General features: G+C 46.3%; 21 protein-coding genes. 12 read left to right on the forward strand and 9 right to left on the reverse strand.

The window, feature by feature from the left end:
- Positions 1-35 precede the first annotated feature (35 nt).
- The 3 genes from V7126_RS10150 to V7126_RS10160 form a co-directional block, all read right to left on the reverse strand.
- A complete protein-coding gene (locus V7126_RS10150; protein ID WP_046129953.1) occupies positions 36-434 on the reverse strand; it encodes a thiol-disulfide oxidoreductase DCC family protein in 399 nt (132 codons plus the stop codon).
- Positions 435-464: 30 nt separating this feature from the next.
- On the reverse strand, positions 465-2348 hold the full coding sequence (locus tag V7126_RS10155; RefSeq protein ID WP_046129928.1) for a transglycosylase domain-containing protein: 1884 nt from the start codon (positions 2346-2348) through the stop codon (positions 465-467).
- A gap of 89 nt (positions 2349-2437) precedes the next feature.
- Positions 2438-3616: an MFS transporter gene (locus V7126_RS10160; RefSeq protein ID WP_175077107.1), complete on the reverse strand. Its 1179-nt coding sequence runs from the start codon at positions 3614-3616 to the stop codon at positions 2438-2440.
- Positions 3617-3912: 296 nt separating this feature from the next.
- On the opposite strand from V7126_RS10160, the gene kapD reads away from it, so the two are divergent.
- Entirely contained in the window at positions 3913-4530 is a 618-nt protein-coding gene (gene kapD, locus V7126_RS10165) for a 3'-5' exonuclease KapD (protein WP_046129929.1), read from the forward strand.
- A gap of 28 nt (positions 4531-4558) precedes the next feature.
- On the opposite strand, the gene V7126_RS10170 is transcribed toward kapD, so the two are convergent.
- Complete coding sequence (locus V7126_RS10170; RefSeq protein WP_046129930.1) at positions 4559-4945, reverse strand: kinase-associated lipoprotein B; 387 nt, start codon at positions 4943-4945, stop codon at positions 4559-4561.
- A 59-nt stretch (positions 4946-5004) separates the two neighbouring features.
- Between V7126_RS10170 and V7126_RS10175 the strand changes: the two genes are divergently transcribed.
- The gene (locus V7126_RS10175) at positions 5005-5199 is read left to right on the forward strand and encodes a hypothetical protein (protein ID WP_046129931.1); all 195 of its coding nucleotides are present in this window, start codon (positions 5005-5007) and stop codon (positions 5197-5199) included.
- A 29-nt stretch (positions 5200-5228) separates the two neighbouring features.
- On the opposite strand, the gene V7126_RS10180 is transcribed toward V7126_RS10175, so the two are convergent.
- Positions 5229-6392 (reverse strand): MalY/PatB family protein, encoded by a 1164-nt coding sequence (locus V7126_RS10180; RefSeq protein WP_216899553.1) that lies wholly within the window; start codon positions 6390-6392, stop codon positions 5229-5231.
- A 168-nt stretch (positions 6393-6560) separates the two neighbouring features.
- On the opposite strand from V7126_RS10180, the gene V7126_RS10185 reads away from it, so the two are divergent.
- Positions 6561-6815 (forward strand): DUF1871 family protein, encoded by a 255-nt coding sequence (locus tag V7126_RS10185; RefSeq protein ID WP_046129933.1) that lies wholly within the window; start codon positions 6561-6563, stop codon positions 6813-6815.
- Positions 6816-7123: 308 nt separating this feature from the next.
- On the opposite strand, the gene V7126_RS10190 is transcribed toward V7126_RS10185, so the two are convergent.
- Positions 7124-7945: an alpha/beta fold hydrolase gene (locus V7126_RS10190; RefSeq protein ID WP_046129934.1), complete on the reverse strand. Its 822-nt coding sequence runs from the start codon at positions 7943-7945 to the stop codon at positions 7124-7126.
- Between the two features lie 180 nt (positions 7946-8125).
- Between V7126_RS10190 and V7126_RS10195 the strand changes: the two genes are divergently transcribed.
- From V7126_RS10195 to yugI, 3 genes are all read left to right on the forward strand, one after another.
- Positions 8126-8626 (forward strand): Lrp/AsnC family transcriptional regulator, encoded by a 501-nt coding sequence (locus V7126_RS10195; RefSeq protein ID WP_046129935.1) that lies wholly within the window; start codon positions 8126-8128, stop codon positions 8624-8626.
- Position 8627: 1 nt separating this feature from the next.
- Entirely contained in the window at positions 8628-9788 is a 1161-nt protein-coding gene (locus V7126_RS10200; protein WP_046129936.1) for an aminotransferase, read from the forward strand.
- A 206-nt stretch (positions 9789-9994) separates the two neighbouring features.
- Positions 9995-10384 carry a S1 domain-containing post-transcriptional regulator GSP13 gene (gene yugI / locus V7126_RS10205; RefSeq protein WP_046129937.1) on the forward strand — a complete coding sequence of 130 codons (390 nt, stop codon included), beginning with the start codon at positions 9995-9997 and terminating at the stop codon, positions 10382-10384.
- 55 nt (positions 10385-10439) lie between these two features.
- Here yugI and V7126_RS10210 read toward each other — a convergent pair whose 3' ends face one another.
- Positions 10440-10676 (reverse strand): DUF378 domain-containing protein, encoded by a 237-nt coding sequence (locus V7126_RS10210; RefSeq protein ID WP_046129938.1) that lies wholly within the window; start codon positions 10674-10676, stop codon positions 10440-10442.
- Between the two features lie 136 nt (positions 10677-10812).
- Between V7126_RS10210 and V7126_RS10215 the strand changes: the two genes are divergently transcribed.
- The 4 genes from V7126_RS10215 to V7126_RS10230 all read left to right on the forward strand — a co-directional run bounded on the left by V7126_RS10215 (position 10813) and on the right by V7126_RS10230 (position 14765).
- On the forward strand, positions 10813-11976 hold the full coding sequence (locus tag V7126_RS10215) for an iron-containing alcohol dehydrogenase (RefSeq protein WP_216899551.1): 1164 nt from the start codon (positions 10813-10815) through the stop codon (positions 11974-11976).
- A gap of 282 nt (positions 11977-12258) precedes the next feature.
- The gene (locus V7126_RS10220) at positions 12259-13611 is read left to right on the forward strand and encodes a glucose-6-phosphate isomerase (protein ID WP_046129940.1); all 1353 of its coding nucleotides are present in this window, start codon (positions 12259-12261) and stop codon (positions 13609-13611) included.
- A gap of 132 nt (positions 13612-13743) precedes the next feature.
- Positions 13744-14316: a DUF421 domain-containing protein gene (locus V7126_RS10225; protein WP_175077101.1), complete on the forward strand. Its 573-nt coding sequence runs from the start codon at positions 13744-13746 to the stop codon at positions 14314-14316.
- Between the two features lie 44 nt (positions 14317-14360).
- Positions 14361-14765, forward strand: a complete 405-nt coding sequence (locus V7126_RS10230; RefSeq protein WP_175077100.1) for a YugN-like family protein — start codon at positions 14361-14363, stop codon at positions 14763-14765.
- On the opposite strand, the gene V7126_RS10235 is transcribed toward V7126_RS10230, so the two are convergent.
- Positions 14762-15745, reverse strand: coding sequence for a potassium channel family protein (locus V7126_RS10235; protein WP_175077099.1), 984 nt, complete (start codon positions 15743-15745; stop codon positions 14762-14764). The genes V7126_RS10230 and V7126_RS10235 overlap by 4 nt on opposite strands.
- The gene (locus V7126_RS10240) at positions 15742-15996 is read right to left on the reverse strand and encodes a protein mistic (protein WP_046129944.1); all 255 of its coding nucleotides are present in this window, start codon (positions 15994-15996) and stop codon (positions 15742-15744) included. Before V7126_RS10240 ends, V7126_RS10235 begins: the two co-directional genes overlap by 4 nt.
- 190 nt (positions 15997-16186) lie before the next feature.
- On the opposite strand from V7126_RS10240, the gene V7126_RS10245 reads away from it, so the two are divergent.
- Both V7126_RS10245 and V7126_RS10250 read left to right on the forward strand, forming a co-directional pair.
- On the forward strand, positions 16187-16411 hold the full coding sequence (locus V7126_RS10245; RefSeq protein ID WP_046129945.1) for a hypothetical protein: 225 nt from the start codon (positions 16187-16189) through the stop codon (positions 16409-16411).
- Positions 16412-16509: 98 nt separating this feature from the next.
- Entirely contained in the window at positions 16510-17187 is a 678-nt protein-coding gene (locus V7126_RS10250; RefSeq protein ID WP_046129955.1) for a zinc metallopeptidase, read from the forward strand.
- Positions 17188-17210: the final 23 nt, after the last annotated feature.

Here is a 17210-nt window from a genome sequence, read left to right on the forward strand (position 1 = left end):
TTGACAGGGTGCAGATCAACTGCTCCGGTTTTTTGTTATTCGAGAAATCTTTTTTTGATATCAGGGCCGGGGATCATGCACGATTCTTTTTTGCCGAACCATTTATAGCGGTTTTTCGCCAGCAGGTCGTATACCGCGTCGCGCAGCGGCTTTGGAATGATGAGAAAAACCGCCGCTGCCCGCCACAGCCCGGAAAGGCCCTTTGCCACATGCAATACCGCCGCGGACTTCGCATAGACGCGGCCGTTTTTGATCAATATCATGCTGTCAAAATGATCGGCCGAAAGCCCGTGCTGCTCAAGCAGCTTCCGGCCGGTGTCAGATTGCAGGGGAGCGAATGAAAACAAGCCTTTCGGATCATGCTTGATGATAAATTGAACGGCTCCGTCGCAAACATTGCATACACCGTCGAAAAGGACGATTGTGCCGGGCATATCTTTCACCTCGAGACCCCCGTTTCATGCTTAATATGCGTTTTGCAGCGTTCCTTTCCAAATCAAAAGTTGAGGCGCGGTGTTATGGAGAAATTCCACATTGCCTTTCGCTTCTTTTCCGACCCATACGCTCATTGTATACACATCCGTCAGTCCGACAAACCACAGGTCTCTGAAGTCGTTTGACGTTCCTGTTTTTCCTCCCCGGTATCCGCCGCCGAAATTCGCTTTTTTTCCGGTTCCTTCTTTGACGACTGCTGACAGAAGCGTGCGCATTTGATTGTTCGTCCTGATGCTGAAGACCTGCTTCGGTTTGTCCTTCCATTTGAAAAGCGTTTTCCCTTTCAGATCCGTCACTTTCGTAATCGCATGGTTCGCCGTGTAGCTGCCGTTATTCGCGAAGGTTGTATAGGCGTCCGCCATTTCAAGCGGTGAAAATCCGTCCGTAAAACCGCCAAGTGCAGCAGGAAGCCGGTAGTCCCTCTGAACGATTTTATCGAATCCGAACGGTTTTAAATAGCTGAACCCTTTCTGCACGCCGATCTGGTTTAACATCCGGACGGCCGGCGTATTATAGGAGTATTTAAAGGCCGTTTTGAGCGAAACGGTTCCGTACGTTTTTTCGTTATAGTTGTTCGGGCAGTAATCTCTGCTGCAAAATCTGCTGGCATCGATCATGCTCCCCGCAGTCGCACCCGTTTCCTCGATATAAGGGCCGTAGTCGAGGAGCGGCTTAATCGAGGAGCCGGGCTGTCTGTAAGCTTGATAGGCCAGATTGAAATTGTATTTTTTATAATACTTTCCGCCTGACATGGCGACAATTTGATGCGTTTGGTGGTTGATGACAACCGCACCGCCTTGGACGCCTTCATACGGAAGCTTGCTGTTGACCTGCTGAACGACCCGGTTCTGCATCGCGGGGTCGAGCGCCGTATAGATTTTGACCCCTTTTGTCAAAAGGGCGGTGATCCGATTGGACAGCTCTTTCTCGATTTTTTTCTTCTCTTCTTTTGTTTTTGCCTTTTTCAGCCGTTCGTCAAACCCTTCGGAAGAGGAAACGAGCTTGGTGAATTCGTCATTGACATAAGTCGTATAGTCGGGATAAGCATCTTTCTTTTCTTTAATGTCAAGCTTGATTTTTTGCTTTACCGCTTTTTTATATTCCTTCTTAGAAATGACCCCCGCGTTTTTCAGCTCTTTCAGAAGCCGTTCCTGACGGGTTTTCGTGTAGTCAAAATGTTTTAAAGGATCATATAATGTAGGGTTATTAGGGATCGCGCAAATAAAGGCCATTTCAGCAAGCGACAGGGATTTCAGCGGTTTGCTGAAATAAAAAGAAGCCGCAGATCCGATCCCGTATACACCATTATTAAAGTAAATCGTATTTAAATATTTCTCAAAAATTTCTTCTTTTGATAGCTTTTTTTCAAGCTGATACGAATACAGGAGCTCAGTCAGCTTGCGGTCGAAGGAGCGCTCATGGCTCAAATACAAGTTCCGCGTAAGCTGCTGTGTAATGGTGCTTGCTCCCTGATCGATGCCGCCTTTTTTGAAATTGGCCGCGGCTGCCCGGACCATACCCATGAAATCGAAGCCTTTATGCTGAAAGAAATGGCGGTCCTCCGACGTCAAAAACAGCTGTTTTACATTTTCAGGAATATTTTTGTATGGGACAAACACCCGATTCTGGTGATCTGAAACGATTTCAGAAATCAAAGCGCCGTCGCTGTCGTACATGTAGCTGTTTTGTACAAGGCCGCTGTCTTTTAATTTTGAATCGATCTTCTCATCCAGCACCTCATCCAACGGTTTCATGACCTGGGCTTCCTGTCCGGAGGCGATTAACGTATATACAAAAATAGGAATCAATAAAATAAGTAAAAACCATCCAATGATTGAACGCAACTTAGTCACTCTCTTTTCCGCAAATTTCTAGCCATATCGTACCATTCTTTTTGAACGGGGAGAAGGATATTTTAGTAGATTTCTCATTTTTATACTCGTCAGCTGGCTTTTGCCTCCGATTTTTTTGCTTGAGCTCTTTGGAACAGCAAAAGGCAGGCTCCGGTCAAAAAGAGAAAAGCGGTGACGTAGAAGGCGGAAGAAATGCCGAAATGGCTTGAAATCATTCCGCCGAGCACCGGGCCGATGACATTGCCTAAAAATCTGAAACTGACATTATAGCCAAGCACTTCCCCTTGAATGGCGCCCGGAGCCTGTGTGCGGATTGCCGCCGTGATGCAGGGAATCATTCCGCCCAAGGCGATACCGAACAGAAAGCGGAAGATGACGAACATCACATATGACGATGTCAGGCCTTGGGGAATAAAGAAAACCGCCGCTGAAAGCGAGAGGATGATCAGGATCTTTCCATATCCGTACCGGTCGCCTAAAGAGCCCCACTTTCTGGCAGACAGCAGGCTCCCAAGTCCTGTGGCGGAAAACGCCAATCCGGAAAAAAATGCAAGATGCTCGGTGCCGTGCAGCTCTCCGACGTACAAGGCAAGAAGCGGCTGAATGCTGAAGGTTCCGATTTGGGTGACCGCTGTCAGCAGCATAACCGTGATCAGCGGCTGACGGCCCAAAATCGTTTTTAATACCTGTTTTCTCGAATAGGAAGCGGAAGAGTCGCGGGTTGTTTTCAGAGGGCGCTCCCTCACCCCGGTCAATACGAGAATGACGGCCGTGTAAATGACGAATGCCGTAATATAAAAGGTATATGTAAAACCGACATGATCGGCAAGAAGCCCGCCGAGCAAAGGGCCGAATAAACCGCCGGAAACCGTGCCCATCTGCAAAGTGCCAAGCACTTTGCCCGCCGCTTTTTTCGGCGTCTGAGCAGAAATCATCGCGAGAGACATAGGAATGAAGCCTGTGACAAGACCCATCGCCATTCTCAAAAAAAAGAGCTCATAGACAGACGAGACAAGGGACATGAGGAGAATGCTCGTTCCGATTCCGAAGCCCGTGATCAGCAGGATCTTTTTATAGCCGTGTTTATCGCCGAACCTCCCCCAAAAAGGGGAAACCAAAAAAGCCATTAAAAATGTGACGCCAAAAACATATCCGCTCCATTTTTCGGTAAATCCGTCCGGATGCTCACCAAGCGTTTTGATGTACAGAGAGAGAAACGGAAGAACCATCGTGGAGCTTGCCGCGACAAAAAAGTTCGCAAACCACATAATCAAAAGGTTTTTCTTATAAACAGAGATGGAAATCACCTTCTTAAAAAGTTGGATTCCTTTTCATTATAAAGGAATATCGGAAATGACGTTCCCGGGTTCGAGGAAAGAGAGACGTTTGAACGAATTTTCTACCTTTTCAGAAAATAATCGCTTAAAGATAGAAATATAATGATATAATAAAAGAAAAGTTAACGTGTTTTTTAAAATCAAAAACAAGCTGAAAACATTGGGACGGGGACCGTGCAAATCAAGTGAAAGTCTTTATATTGCGATAAGAAAGGCAGGTGTAAAAAGTGAAACCAGATACATTGCTGATTATCGATTTTGAATTTACAATGCCTGAGGGGAAATATCATCCGCAAAATTTTTTTCCGGAAATCATTGAAGCGGGGGTTGTCAAAGTTGCGAATGGTGAAGTGACAGAGACGTTTTCCAGCTATGTGAAACCAAAGAAATTTCCAAAATTAACAAGACGGTGCAAATCGTTTTTAAACATCACACAGGAAAAAGTCGATCAAGGCATCGCGTTTCATTCCTTGATTGAGAAGCTGAGGGAGCTTGATTCGGATCAAAACAGCGTCATTATTACATGGGGAAACATGGATATGAAAGTGTTGAAGCAAAATTGCATGTTCAACCACATTCCGTTTCCATTTAAAGGGGAAATGAGAGATTTGTCAATGGAGTACAAGGAGTTTTTCGGCGACAAAACGCTGACGAATTTGTGGAAAGCTGCGGAGGAATACGGCGATTCAGGGACGGGAAAACAGCATAAAGCGCTTGATGATGCCATGACAACATATAAGCTGTTTCAGCTGGTGGAACGGGATAAAGAGTATTTGGAGAATCCTAAACCGACGACGATCGGAGACAGGATCGACCTTTCGAAAGTATTTCCGCATGCCACATAAAAAGCCCAATCTTATACAAAAGATTGGGTTATTTGTTTGGAAAATATTCTTTTTCGAGCCCAGCGGCGCATTCCAGCGATTTTGCCGCATAATCGGAAGCGTCTTGTAATAGTTCTCTTTTAAAACGATCCAAAGCATCGCGAAGCGATTCCTCATAATCCGGTACCCGACCGTCGAACGGCTTCACCATATGGTGCGGAATGTTTGTTTGTTCCCGGTAAGCAAGCGCCTTCCGCTCATGAAAAAAGGGCACATCCGCATCCTTTGGGTGGTGAAGGTCGCCCTGCTTCGGATGGGTCAGGACCGCGAGGATTTTGACGAGATAGTGCATCGGTTTAATATCCGTAATAACTCCAATATATACGCCTGTTTTATAAAAGCCTTTCACTTTATCTCCGACTTGAAACTGATTCACTAAAAACCCCTCCTGATGGTATGATGGTGTTATAAAACATAATCGGGGAGGAAGGAACATTGCCGCTGCTCATTCAGTTCATGCTGTATTTCCCTGAGGATAAAAGAGAATACATTCCTTCTTTTATCACGCTGGCTGTTTTCTTTATCATCGCCGCATTCGCATTCAGGCTGATCGTCAAGCATTCCCGGCAAGAAGCGAAAAAAGCCGAACAGCTTGAAAAAAAACTGCATCAAGAATGGCATAAGCGGTAAAAAGAGCACCCGGCCTGCGGCCGGAGTGCTTATGATAAGGCCGTTTTCAGCCGTTTCAGTCCCTCTTTTACGACCTGCAGCGAACACCCGACATTCATTCTCACAAAACCTTCTCCGCCAGGGCCGTACTTCGGTCCCGGCTCAAGGATGAGCTTTCCTTTATGGAGCAGCCTGTCCTTTAATTCCTGATCTGAGAGGCCGAGCGCCCGGCAGTCGAGCCATATCAAATATGAAGCATCAGGAATCATCATCTTGACCTCCGGCAGCTCACGGGCCAAAAAGGCGCGTACTTCTTCCATATTGTTTTCGATATAGGAAATCAAGCTGTCGAGCCATGGTTCTCCTTTTGAATAGGCGGCTTCCATACCGGTGACGGCAAACGCGTTTAAAGATGACAGCCCGACGCGCTGCATCGTCTTTAGAAATGCATTTCTTTTCGCCAGATCCGGTATGATGATGGCTGACACCTGAAGGCCCGCCAAATTAAACGTCTTGCTCGGAGCGATGCATGTGATGGAAAGCTCGGCTAATTCCCGGGAAATGGAAGCGAACGGTGTATGCTTCAATCCGTGCAGCATCAGGTCGGAATGGATCTCGTCAGAAACGACGGTCACCTGGCGGGAAAGACAAAGCTGGCCCAATTTTGCCAGTTCATCCTTCGTCCAGGAACGTCCTGAAGGATTATGCGGATTGCAAAGGATCAAAAGCTTCACATTCGGTTCTTGAAGCTTCCTTCCAAGATCGTCAAAGTCCATTTCATAACGTCCGTTTTTTTCTATTAATGGATTATATAAAACGTTGCGGCCGTTTCTTTTCACCATGTCAAAAAACGGAGGATAGACGGGCGGCTGCACGATCACGCTGTCACCCGGATCTGTATACGCTTGGACGGCGATGCCGAGAGCGGTTACAATGCCCGGGCTGAAGGTGATTGCTGACGGATCGATTTCCCAGCCGTGCCTTCGGCTGAGCCACTCCGCGACAGATTCCTTCGTGGCTGCATTTGGAGACGTATATCCAAATACTCCGTGCTCGATGCGCTGTTGAAGCGCATCAATGACTTCTTGAGGCGCGCGAAAATCCATGTCCGCCACCCACATTGGCAGCGCGTCTTTCACGCCGAACAGCTCCTCGGTCAAATCCCATTTGACGGACTGGGTTCCCAGTCTGTTATGTTCTGTATTAAAATCCATGATCTCACCTCATGTCTCTTTCATATGTTATACATTAACGATCATGAAAAGAGATTGCAATGGTTAAGCAGGAAAAATGAAAAGGGAAAAAACGAGCTTTTCTTCCCGGACACCTCGATCCTTGTGGTACAATAGCCGTGTATAATTACACGTTAAGCGGTGATAAACATGGAAGAAAGTCAAGCAGCAGCGCAAATCATTCAAATGATAAAAAAATGGGACCCATTTCAGGCCGGAGGGGATTTTTACGAAACGGAAGCGGCGGAAATCGTCCAGGCCGTCTATACAGAAGATGATCCCGAGCGGCTTGGAAAAGCGATTCAAACCATTTTTGACGTATCGTTTGACAAAGAGCTGCCTTTGGAGGATTGCAAAAAGCTGGCGGAGCGGCTGCTCGTCATTAAAGACAGCAGCACCTGCTGATATCATATGAAAGCACCCGGCCAAGCCTTGTGTGCCGGAAAACGAAAAGCCGCCGGTGTTCCGGCGGCCTCAGATTGTTGACAAAATCCTAAAACGATGTAAAGTTTTAGGGTTTTGTCATCCTTTCAGCGTGAGGCGAAACCCTTGCGGTCTAGGAAGGCCGAGCATCAGCTTTCACAGGACGTGATGACGGCGGCGTGCAGGCAGTAGGAGCCGTTAGCCGCTGTTCTTTTGAGCACCGGCTTAGCAGACCTGGCAACGAATGCAGGGGGTGCCGGCACGCTGAAGCCGCCTTGATGGGCGGTTTTTTATGTGAGGACAAACTCTGCGATCCTGTCTGATACGTAATCGGGGTTTTCTTCAGGAACGAGATGCCCGGTATGCTGCAAAGAATAGAACGTGGAATCAGGCAGATCCTGATGCAGCCTTTTTCCGATCTGGACCGGGACGATGCGGTCTTCCTCACCCCATATTAAAAGGGAGGGGGTTATGATCTTTTTTAAATCGTCGGGTGTTAAGTCTCCTTCGCGGTGGCGGATGAGCCGGGCGAGCGCCCTGAAAATCTGGTCGTCGAGAAACGGCTTCAAATAGCCGTCGATCATTTCCTGATCGATCAAAGTACTGTCATATACGACGTTCCGCAAATTTTTCAGAACGTCTTGTTTGGACAGCCAGCGTTTAATGTACAAATAAAAGTACGGAATATGGCTTCCGAAAACAAGCGAACGGGGCGACCGCTTCAAATACCCGGAACTGCACAGCAGCACGACCTTTTTAAACAATTCGGGCCTTTCTTTTACGGCATAAAGCGAGATTTGCCCTCCCATCGAATGGCCGACCAGGATGGCCTCGCTAATATTGAGCTGTTCAATCAAATCGATGACCACCTTGGCCATATTCCTGTAGGTATAAATAAAAGTCTGCGACTTTTCCGATTGACCGAACGGAGGCAGGTCAATGGCGATGATGTTAAATTCATCCTTTAATAAAGGAATGATTTTTCTGTAGCAAAACGAAGACGAAAGAAATCCGTGTATTAAAACCAGCGTTGTTTTTCCGGGATTATCATAATGTTCGTAATAGATATCGACCCCTTGTATTTTCTGTGTCGAAGGTTTTGTTAACAGCATGATAAAAATCACTCCGAATGGTTTTGTTTCATCGTAACGCGACCTGACTGCACATCGTCAGCCAGTCTTTCATATCGTACCCGAAAAAATTTTTTTTACGCGATTTTTTCCGGACTTACATTCGCAAAAAATCGTGCTATAATAATCAGAAGATTTCTCGACATAAAAGGTGTGAAGCAGATGAAGCTAACAGAAAAAGAAACCGAAATACTGGAAATATTAGAGGAGAACAGCCGCCTGAATCCGGAAACGATTGCGAAAATGGCGAATATTTCTCAGGAAGAAACAAAGGCCATCATCGAAAAGCTTGAAAAAGAAAAGGTAATCATCGATTATTCGGCGATGATCGACTGGCGGAAAGTAGACGGCCATGAAGGCGTGACGGCGATGATCGATGTCAAAGTAACGCCGAAGCGCGGCGTCGGGTTCGATGAGGTGGCAGAGCGCATCTACAGGTTTGACGAAGTTGAATCCGTTTACTTAATGTCAGGAGTATATGATTTGTCTGTTGTCATCCGCGGCAGAACGATGTCGGATATTTCTCACTTCGTATCGGAAAAATTATCGACGCTTGAATCTGTCGTATCGACAACCACTCATTTTATTTTAAAGAAATACAAGCACGACGGTAAAGTTTTTGACTCCGGTAATGATGACAAAAGAATCGTGGTGTCTCCTTGATATGAGAGCAACCTATGTATCAAAAGCAGCACAGCAAATCAAACCGTCCGGCATCCGCAAGTTTTTTGATCTTGCGTCCACGATGGAGGGCGTAATTTCTTTGGGGGTCGGGGAGCCTGATTTTGTAACGGCATGGAATGTGAGGGAAGCGAGCATTCTATCGCTTGAACAAGGCTACACCTCCTATACCGCCAATGCCGGTCTGCCTTCTTTAAGGAGGGAAATCAGCGCTTATTTAAATAAACGCTTTCATCTTGACTATTCCCCGGATGACGAGCTGATCGTGACAGTAGGGGCAAGCCAGGCGCTCGATATCGCCATCAGGGCAATACTCGACCCTGGGGATGAAGTGCTGATTCCAGAGCCTTGTTTTGTCGCCTATGAAGCTCTCGTCGCGTTGGCCGGGGGAAATCCGGTCCACATTCATACGAACGCCGAGCGCGGATTCAAAGCGCGTCCCGAAGATTTTGAAGCGGCCCTTACGGAAAAAACGAAAGCGATCATTCTTTGTACGCCGTCAAATCCGACCGGGTCTGTTTATTCGAGAGAAGAGCTGGAAGAGATCGCTGATTTTGCGGAAAAGCAAGATCTCATCGTTATTGCCGACGAAATTTATGCAGAACTCACCTATGACGAAGCATTTACGAGTTTTGCCGCGATCAGGGGAATGAAAGAGCGGACGATTTTGATATCGGGCTTTTCAAAAGGCTTTGCCATGACGGGCTGGCGTCTCGGGTATGTCGCGGCACCGGCTTTTTTAAGGGACCCGATGCTGAAAATTCATCAATATTCGCTGATGTGTGCGCCGAGCATGGCGCAATTTGCGGCTGAAGAAGCGCTGAAGAACGGTTTGGATGATGTGGAAAAAATGAGAAAAAGCTATCGGCGCAGGCGGAACCTTTTTGTAGATGCATTAAATGAGATGGGGCTGGACTGCCACCATCCGGGAGGCGCTTTTTACGCATTCCCGTCGGTCAAAAAAACCGGCATGACGTCAGAAGTGTTTGCCGAAGAACTTCTCATGAAGGAAAAAGTCGCCGTCGTTCCCGGAAATGTATTCGGTGAGAGCGGTGAAGGCTACATCAGATGTTCGTATGCGTCATCGCTTGAGCAGCTTCAGGAAGCGCTCGTCAGAATGAAGCGGTTCGTTCAAAGCATATAGAAAAAAATGCGAAACCTTGAAAGGTCCGCATTCAAAATAAGGGGGGAATACTAGAAAGCCTAATGATTCTCAGTATTCCCTTTTTCTTTGGACTGTAAACATATATTTTCGAAAAAAGTTTTTTTGCTTATAAATGACTTGTATGATATAATTTTTTATTGCGTATAAAAAGAGATTAAATTCATAAGATTTAGGAGTTGTTAGGTATGACAGCAAAATTTGAAGTGGGCAATGTTTACACCGGAAAGGTGACTGGATTACAGGCGTATGGAGCGTTTGTAGCCTTAGATGAAGAAACTCAGGGACTCGTGCATATTTCAGAAGTAACGCATGGCTTCGTTAAAGATATCAATGAACATTTGGCAATCGGCGATGAAGTGCAGGTGAAAGTTCTTTCTGTAGATGAAGAAAAAGGAAAGATCAGTCTTTCCATCCGCGCGACACAGGCAGCTCCTGAACGTAAAGAAAACAAGCCTAGAAAGCAAAAGGCCGCTCAAGCGGAAGAAGCTACTACTCCTCAAGGCTTCAACACGTTGAAAGATAAGCTTGAAGAGTGGATTGAGCAGTCAAACAGAAAAGATTTAATTAAAAAATAAGGCGGCAAAAAATAACTCCGGTTAAAAACCGGAGTTATTTTTATATCTGCATGTTTTAGCGCATTTCAGGCTCTTTGGCGTCTTCCCGGACGGTCTCCTCGTTAGGTTTGAATAAAAGCCCGAGGTTGATTAAACCGGCAATTCCGACAAGCGCGTAAATCGTCCGGGAAATGGCGGAGCCTGGACCTCCGAAGATGGCTGCGACCAAATCAAATTGAAAAAAACCAATCAGTCCCCAGTTAATTGCCCCGATGATCGTAAGCAACAATGCGATTCGTTGAAGCGTACTCATGTATTTCTGTTCCTCCTTTTTCATATCATGAACATTTATAGATTGTGACGGTTTTGGAAAGTTTATACGTAGAAGAGCAGATCGCTTTACATGGCGGAAGGTCTTTCAAGATAATATGGATAAAGGAGGAGATTGCATGGACAGCTTTACATATTGGAATCCCACAAAACTCATTTTCGGACGAGGCGAAGTCGAAAAGCTTGCCGATGAGGTCAAACAATACGGCCGAAACGTGCTGCTTGTTTACGGAGGAGGCAGCATTAAACGAAACGGTTTATATGATCAAGTCGTTTCCATCCTCGAAAAAGCGGGGCTGAATGTTCATGAACTCGCAGGCGTTGAGCCGAATCCGCGGGTCGTAACAGTCAATAAAGGCGCAAGGCTCTGCAAGGAACACGATATCGACTTTCTCTTGGCGGTCGGAGGCGGAAGCGTCATCGACTGTACAAAGGCGATCGCCGCCGGTGCAAAATATGACGGAGACGCCTGGGACATCGTTACGAAAAAACACATCCCGACCGAAGCGCTGCCGTTCGGCACCGTTTTGACATTAGCGGCGACAGGTTCGGAAATGAATTCGGGGTCCGTGATTACAAATTGGGAAACCAATGAGAAGTACGGATGGGGCAGCCCGCTTGTTTTCCCTAAATTTTCGATCCTCGATCCGGTTAACACGTTCACGGTTCCTAAAGACCATACGATCTACGGCATGGTCGATATGATGTCACACGTGTTCGAGCAATATTTTCACCATACGAAAAATACGCCGTATCAGGACCGGATGTGTGAATCCCTGCTGAAAACGGTGATTGAAACTGCTCCGAAGCTGATCGAAGATCTTGAAAATTACGAGCTCCGCGAAACGATCCTCTACACGGGCACAATTGCGCTTAACGGCATGCTGTCAATGGGCGCGCGCGGAGACTGGGCAACCCACAATATCGAGCACGCTGTGAGTGCGGTGTACGACATTCCGCATGCCGGAGGGCTTGCGATCCTGTTCCCGAACTGGATGAAGCACACGCTTTCTGAAAATGTCGGCCGCTTTAAACAGCTTGCCGTCCGGGTGTTCGATATTGATGATGCGGGTAAAACTGACCGTGAAGTCGCGCTTTCAGGCATTGAAAAGCTTTCTGAATTCTGGACCAGCCTAGGTGCGCCGAACCGCCTCGCCGATTACGGCATCACCGATGAAAAGCTTGACCTCATTGCTGACAAAGCGATGGCAAACGGCGAATTCGGCCGCTTTAAAACATTGAATAAAGAAGACGTGTTGTCGATTTTGAAGGCTTCTTTGTAAAAGCGAAAGGAAAACGGCTCGGGAAGAACCGGCTCTTCCCCGGCCGTTTTTTGTTGCCATTTTGACAAAAATCAATCAGTTCCTTTAAACAATCGTTTTTCCGGGCCGGAGATATGCCATTTATCCCTTTTCATCACTTGATTTCGCAATGGAGTTCATATAAAGTGAAAAGGGAAAAGGCTGTCGCCGAAAATCGACATGTCAGAGCCCCGGCTTTACTTTTAAAATGAAAGCGCTGGCGGGATATCTGAACAAAACAGTGAGTACTGGAGGTTTATTATCATGACGCATGTCCGTTTTGATTACTCAAGAGCATTGCCTTTCTTTAAAGAACAGGAGCTTACATATCTGCGCGATTTCGTAAAAGTCGCCCATCACTCCATCCATGAAAAAACAGGTGCGGGAAGCGACTTTTTAGGCTGGGTCAACCTTCCGACAGATTATGACAAGGAAGAGTTTGCCCGGATTAAAACATCCGCTGAAAAAATTAAAAACGATTCAGACGTTCTGCTCGTCATCGGAATCGGCGGTTCATACCTCGGAGCGAGAGCTGCGATCGAAATGCTGAACCATTCATTCTACAACGTATTGCCGAAAGGAAAGCGGAAGACGCCTCAGGTGATTTTCGTCGGCAATAATATCAGCTCTTCTTATATGAGAGACGTAATGGATCTTCTTGAAGATGCCGATTTCTCAATCAATGTCATCTCCAAATCTGGAACAACGACAGAACCGGCGATTGCTTTCCGGATCTTCCGCAAGCTTCTTGAAGAAAAATACGGAAAAGAAGAAGCAAAAGGCCGCATTTATGCAACGACTGATAAAGCGCGCGGTGCATTAAAAACGCTTGCTGATGAAGAAGGCTATGAATCGTTCATCATTCCTGACGACGTCGGCGGCCGCTACTCTGTTTTGACTGCTGTAGGTTTATTGCCGATCGCCGTAAGCGGAGCCGATATTGACGAAATGATGAAAGGTGCGGCCGATGCCAGCAAAGACTTTGCTTCCTCAGAGCTTGAGGACAATCAGGCGTACCAATATGCCGCCGTCAGAAACATCCTTTACAATAAAGGCAAAACGATCGAAATGCTGATCAACTATGAGCCTGGCCTTCAGTACTTTGCAGAATGGTGGAAACAGCTGTTTGGAGAAAGCGAAGGAAAAGACGAAAAAGGCGTTTATCCGTCCTCCGCCAACTTCTCAACTGACCTTCACTCTCTTGGACAATACGTACAAGAAGGAAGAAGAGACATGTTTGAAACGGTGTTGAACGTTGAGAAACCGAGACATGAGCTGACGATTGAAGAGGCGGAAAATGACCTTGACGGCTTGAACTATCTTGCCGGAAAAACGGTTGATTTCGTCAATAAGAAAGCGTTCCAGGGCACGATGCTTGCACATACGGACGGAAACGTGCCGAACCTGATCGTTAACGTACCTGAAATGAACGCTTATACGTTCGGATATCTTGTCTACTTCTTTGAAAAAGCCTGCGCAATGAGCGGCTACCTGCTTGGCGTCAATCCGTTTGACCAGCCTGGGGTGGAAGCGTACAAAGTGAACATGTTCGCCCTTCTCGGCAAACCGGGCTTTGAAGAGAAAAAAGCTGAGCTTGAGAAGCGTTTGGATCAATAAAATCTTCATATTGGCGTCCCGCCGTGTATAACATGGCGGGGCGCTTTTTTGTCTTTTTTTGAAAAAGTCCCTGTCAGGCATAGTGAACAGCCTCTTAAGAAATACTAAATGCAATGAATTAGGAGGAGAAAAATGGACTTTATTTTTAAAGCATTTTTTCTAATTTTAGCAGGCATGTGCTTGGTGAGGATTTCGGGCAGACAGTCCGTTGCCCAGATGACGGTCACAACAACCGTTGTTATGGTTTCGATAGGCACGATGATTGTCCAGCCGATCGTTCGGGACGGTAACAGCCTCTGGAAAACGATTGTTTCCGTATCTATCTTTATTTTCACGCTGATGGTCATCGACTTTTTTAGACTAAAATTTAATTTTTTTGAAACCGTGATTTCCGGAAAAGCCGTTATTCTCATTAAAGACGGACATCTGCATGAAAAAAACCTTAAAAAGCACAGAATGACGGTTGATCAGTTGGAAATGCACTTAAGAACATCAGGTATTTCAAAAATATCTGATGTAAAGACAGCGACTCTTGAGCCGAACGGCTTAATTGGCTATGAGTTAACCGATGATGCCAAGCCTTTGACAATGGGGGATTTAAAAAAACTTTTGCAAAACGGCTCACCGCACAAAAAGTCAGAGAACGATTTATTCAAAGAAATATCTGACGGTCATCAGAAAGAATTAAAAAAAAAACTGCAGTAGCTTTTCTTCATTTAACATGATATTTATCGGAAAGGGGTCTTAACATGATCAGCATACCTTCTGAACTTGAAAATCGTTCGTTTTCGCTTTACCATCTTGAACAAACGCTGAAGCCGCTCGGGTTTATCATCGGAGGTGGCTGGGAATATGACCGCGGCTTTTTTGATTATAAACTCGACGACGCGGACGGCTACCTTTTTTTGCGGCTGCCGTTTGAAGCTGAAGACGGGCAGCTTGATTCACAAAACGCCACCGTCCAACTGGGCCGGACTTTTTTGCTCCGCCACGTCTATCAGGAGGCGCTTGATGATCATGTGATACAGGGAAATGTCCGGGCGTCTTTTGACCAGTTTGCCGAGCCGAAGGAAAAAGACGCCGATATTCCGGATGTGTATGTCGAACTCGGGCGTTCTTCGGTAAAGGAGCTCGAAAAAGCGCTGTTGTCTTAAAGCGACAGCAGTTTATCCGTTTTCTTTATCGTGTAAGAAAATGAAGGGGATAAAATCGGGCCGTCTTTTTGCTGCACGCCGATAATTAAAATGTGCTCGTTCATAAAATGGCTGACCGCCTCCTGAAAAGAACTGCCCGCCATCCGGTCAGGCACGGGAATCGCATGAATTTTCAATTGAACGTCTGCCTCGTGAAAGAGCGGGTCAGAAAGATGGTTTTTGATGAGAAAATGCCGGAGCATCGCCGTTTTTAAAAGCTCCGCCGTGCTGAAAATTTGATTGGCTCCGGCGCGCTCGGCATTTTTTCTTTGTTTTTCTGTTAATATTTCGACCAGGCAATAGACCGACGGATTGAGCCCTTTTACAGCAAGCAATGTCAAGATCGACTGCATATCCGCATCCGCTTCGTTTTTATGCTGGTCTGCCGTGATAAACACGATCTCCGCCTCTTCAATGTTTGCTTTTTGCAAAACGGCGTCATCTGCCGCATATCCGCGGATGAAATGGATGTTTTCCAACAGGGGCCCTTCCCTCAGCGTTTCATCGATCAGAACGATCGTTTTGTTTGCATCAGCTGTTTGCAGCGTCCTCATCAATTTATTTGCTTTTTCGTTCCAGCCGATCAAAATCATATGGCCGCGCCCCTTGTAATTCACTTTGCCTTCCGCATAGCGCTGCTGTTTATGGAAAGCGGCCGTTGCCATCGTCGCAAAATATGCCGTGACAAACGCAGCTCCCAATAACACGAGCAGCATGCCGACGATTTGCCCGGCAGGGGTTTTGGGAACATAGTCGCCGTAGCCGACGGTAGAAACGGTAATCAGCGCCCACCAGATTCCTTCAAAAACGTTTGGAAATTGTTCAGGCTCCACCAATGAAATGAGCTGTCCGAATAAGATGATCAGCAAAATGATAATGGTCGCGATGCGGAGAGAAACCGGCCATCTGAGCCATCCGATGAACACGCGGTTTGATTTCACGATTTTTCACCATCTTTCAAAAGAGAAAACGATAAAATTTCTTTTATGATCGCATTTAATTTTTGATTAATGCTTTCCTTCCCGTATTGCTCGATCGCCTGCTTAATAACGTCAGCCGTTTCATCTTCATAGTCGATCAGGGGCTCGTCCTTTACCGATTCATTATAAAGGAGAATAAATGCATCAAGTCCTTCATTCATTTTGTCGATCGCCGTGCTGAGCTGTTCTTTTTCCTGGTCTGTTACTTTCACCGTGTCACCACCCCGAAATGCGTTTTTTAATCAGTATATCCCTAATTTGTGAAAATTTTTCAGGTCATAACAATCCGCGCTTATGCGGATAATAAATAATGTCATTCTTGAAATATACATGTTTTGCCCCGGCATATTGATTCTTATCTTTCCATACACTGTTACAAAACGAGTGAGGGATGAGAGACGAATGTCGTGTCTGGCGAGACTCATCATGATGCTGATCGGGTTCCACCTGATGGCCGGGGCATCCGTTCAATTTGTTTTTGATTTAAATGAGGTTCATCATTCCTCTGACGGGGTGTTCTGGAGGGAGTTTTTTAAGGAACTGGTGACGAGGCCGCCTTTATACGTGATGATGTCGGGGATGGTGTTTTTGTTTATCGGGGTGTGCTTCCCGCGAAAAAGCAGGTGATGCACTTTTCTGTACAAAAAAGGATCCCTCAAATAAAATATATATAATATTACGGAAAAAAACTATTTAGCATAAAGAGGGAAGATGATTGCATGAGCATGATTTTTTACTTGTTGACATTTGCTGCATTAGGTTTGTCGATTTGGGCACAATTTAAAGTAAAGGGCAACTTTGAAAAATATTCGAAAGTAGAGGCCTCAAGCGGGAGAACTGGAGCGGAAGTGGCCAGACATATTCTTGACCAAAACGGCCTTTACGATGTGCCGGTTGAACCGGTAAGTGGAACCTTGACAGACCATTACGACCCGACGACACGCGTCGTGCGCTTGTCAGAACCTGTATACTACGGCCGTTCGATCGCATCGATTTCCGTTGCGTCTCATGAAGTCGGACATGCCCTGCAGCATCAGGAATCATACGGCGCGCTTGTGTTAAGACATAAAATCTTTCCGATCGCAAACTTCGCTTCAGGTGTTGCGCCATTCCTGTTCCTCGGAGGCATGCTGCTCAGAAGCTTCAATTTGATCGGTCTCGGCATCATTTTATTTTCAGCGGCCGTATTCTTCCAGCTCGTGACCCTGCCTGTTGAATTCAACGCAAGCTCCAGAGCGAAGAGGATTATCGTCTCAGAAGGAATGATCCGCAACAATGAAGAAAGAGGCGTAAGCAAGGTGCTTGATGCCGCTGCCTTGACATATGTTGCCGCAGCGCTCGTTTCATTGTTCGAATTGCTGCGCTTTGTGGCGATTTTCCTGTCCGGTCGTAATGATGATTAACCTTTAGTCAGAGGAGGTGACCC

Source organism: Bacillus sp. JJ675, assembly GCF_036963165.1.
Taxonomy (GTDB): domain Bacteria; phylum Bacillota; class Bacilli; order Bacillales; family Bacillaceae; genus Bacillus; species Bacillus glycinifermentans.

Excerpts from the sequence above, each read along its gene's own strand:
- V7126_RS10150 (WP_046129953.1), bottom strand. The coding sequence starts at position 434 with ATGCCCGGCACAATCGTCCTTTTCGACGGTGTATGCAATGTTTGCGAC.
- V7126_RS10160 (WP_175077107.1), bottom strand. The coding sequence starts at position 3,616 with ATGTGGTTTGCGAACTTTTTTGTCGCGGCAAGCTCCACGATGGTTCTT.
- V7126_RS10180 (WP_216899553.1), bottom strand. The coding sequence starts at position 6,392 with ATGGATTTTAATACAGAACATAACAGACTGGGAACCCAGTCCGTCAAA.
- V7126_RS10185 (WP_046129933.1), top strand. The coding sequence starts at position 6,561 with ATGGAAGAAAGTCAAGCAGCAGCGCAAATCATTCAAATGATAAAAAAA.
- V7126_RS10190 (WP_046129934.1), bottom strand. The coding sequence starts at position 7,945 with ATGCTGTTAACAAAACCTTCGACACAGAAAATACAAGGGGTCGATATC.
- V7126_RS10195 (WP_046129935.1), top strand. The coding sequence starts at position 8,126 with ATGAAGCTAACAGAAAAAGAAACCGAAATACTGGAAATATTAGAGGAG.
- V7126_RS10200 (WP_046129936.1), top strand. The coding sequence starts at position 8,628 with ATGAGAGCAACCTATGTATCAAAAGCAGCACAGCAAATCAAACCGTCC.
- yugI (WP_046129937.1), top strand. The coding sequence starts at position 9,995 with ATGACAGCAAAATTTGAAGTGGGCAATGTTTACACCGGAAAGGTGACT.
- V7126_RS10210 (WP_046129938.1), bottom strand. The coding sequence starts at position 10,676 with ATGAGTACGCTTCAACGAATCGCATTGTTGCTTACGATCATCGGGGCA.
- V7126_RS10215 (WP_216899551.1), top strand. The coding sequence starts at position 10,813 with ATGGACAGCTTTACATATTGGAATCCCACAAAACTCATTTTCGGACGA.
- V7126_RS10220 (WP_046129940.1), top strand. The coding sequence starts at position 12,259 with ATGACGCATGTCCGTTTTGATTACTCAAGAGCATTGCCTTTCTTTAAA.
- V7126_RS10225 (WP_175077101.1), top strand. The coding sequence starts at position 13,744 with ATGGACTTTATTTTTAAAGCATTTTTTCTAATTTTAGCAGGCATGTGC.
- V7126_RS10230 (WP_175077100.1), top strand. The coding sequence starts at position 14,361 with ATGATCAGCATACCTTCTGAACTTGAAAATCGTTCGTTTTCGCTTTAC.
- V7126_RS10245 (WP_046129945.1), top strand. The coding sequence starts at position 16,187 with ATGTCGTGTCTGGCGAGACTCATCATGATGCTGATCGGGTTCCACCTG.
- V7126_RS10250 (WP_046129955.1), top strand. The coding sequence starts at position 16,510 with ATGATTTTTTACTTGTTGACATTTGCTGCATTAGGTTTGTCGATTTGG.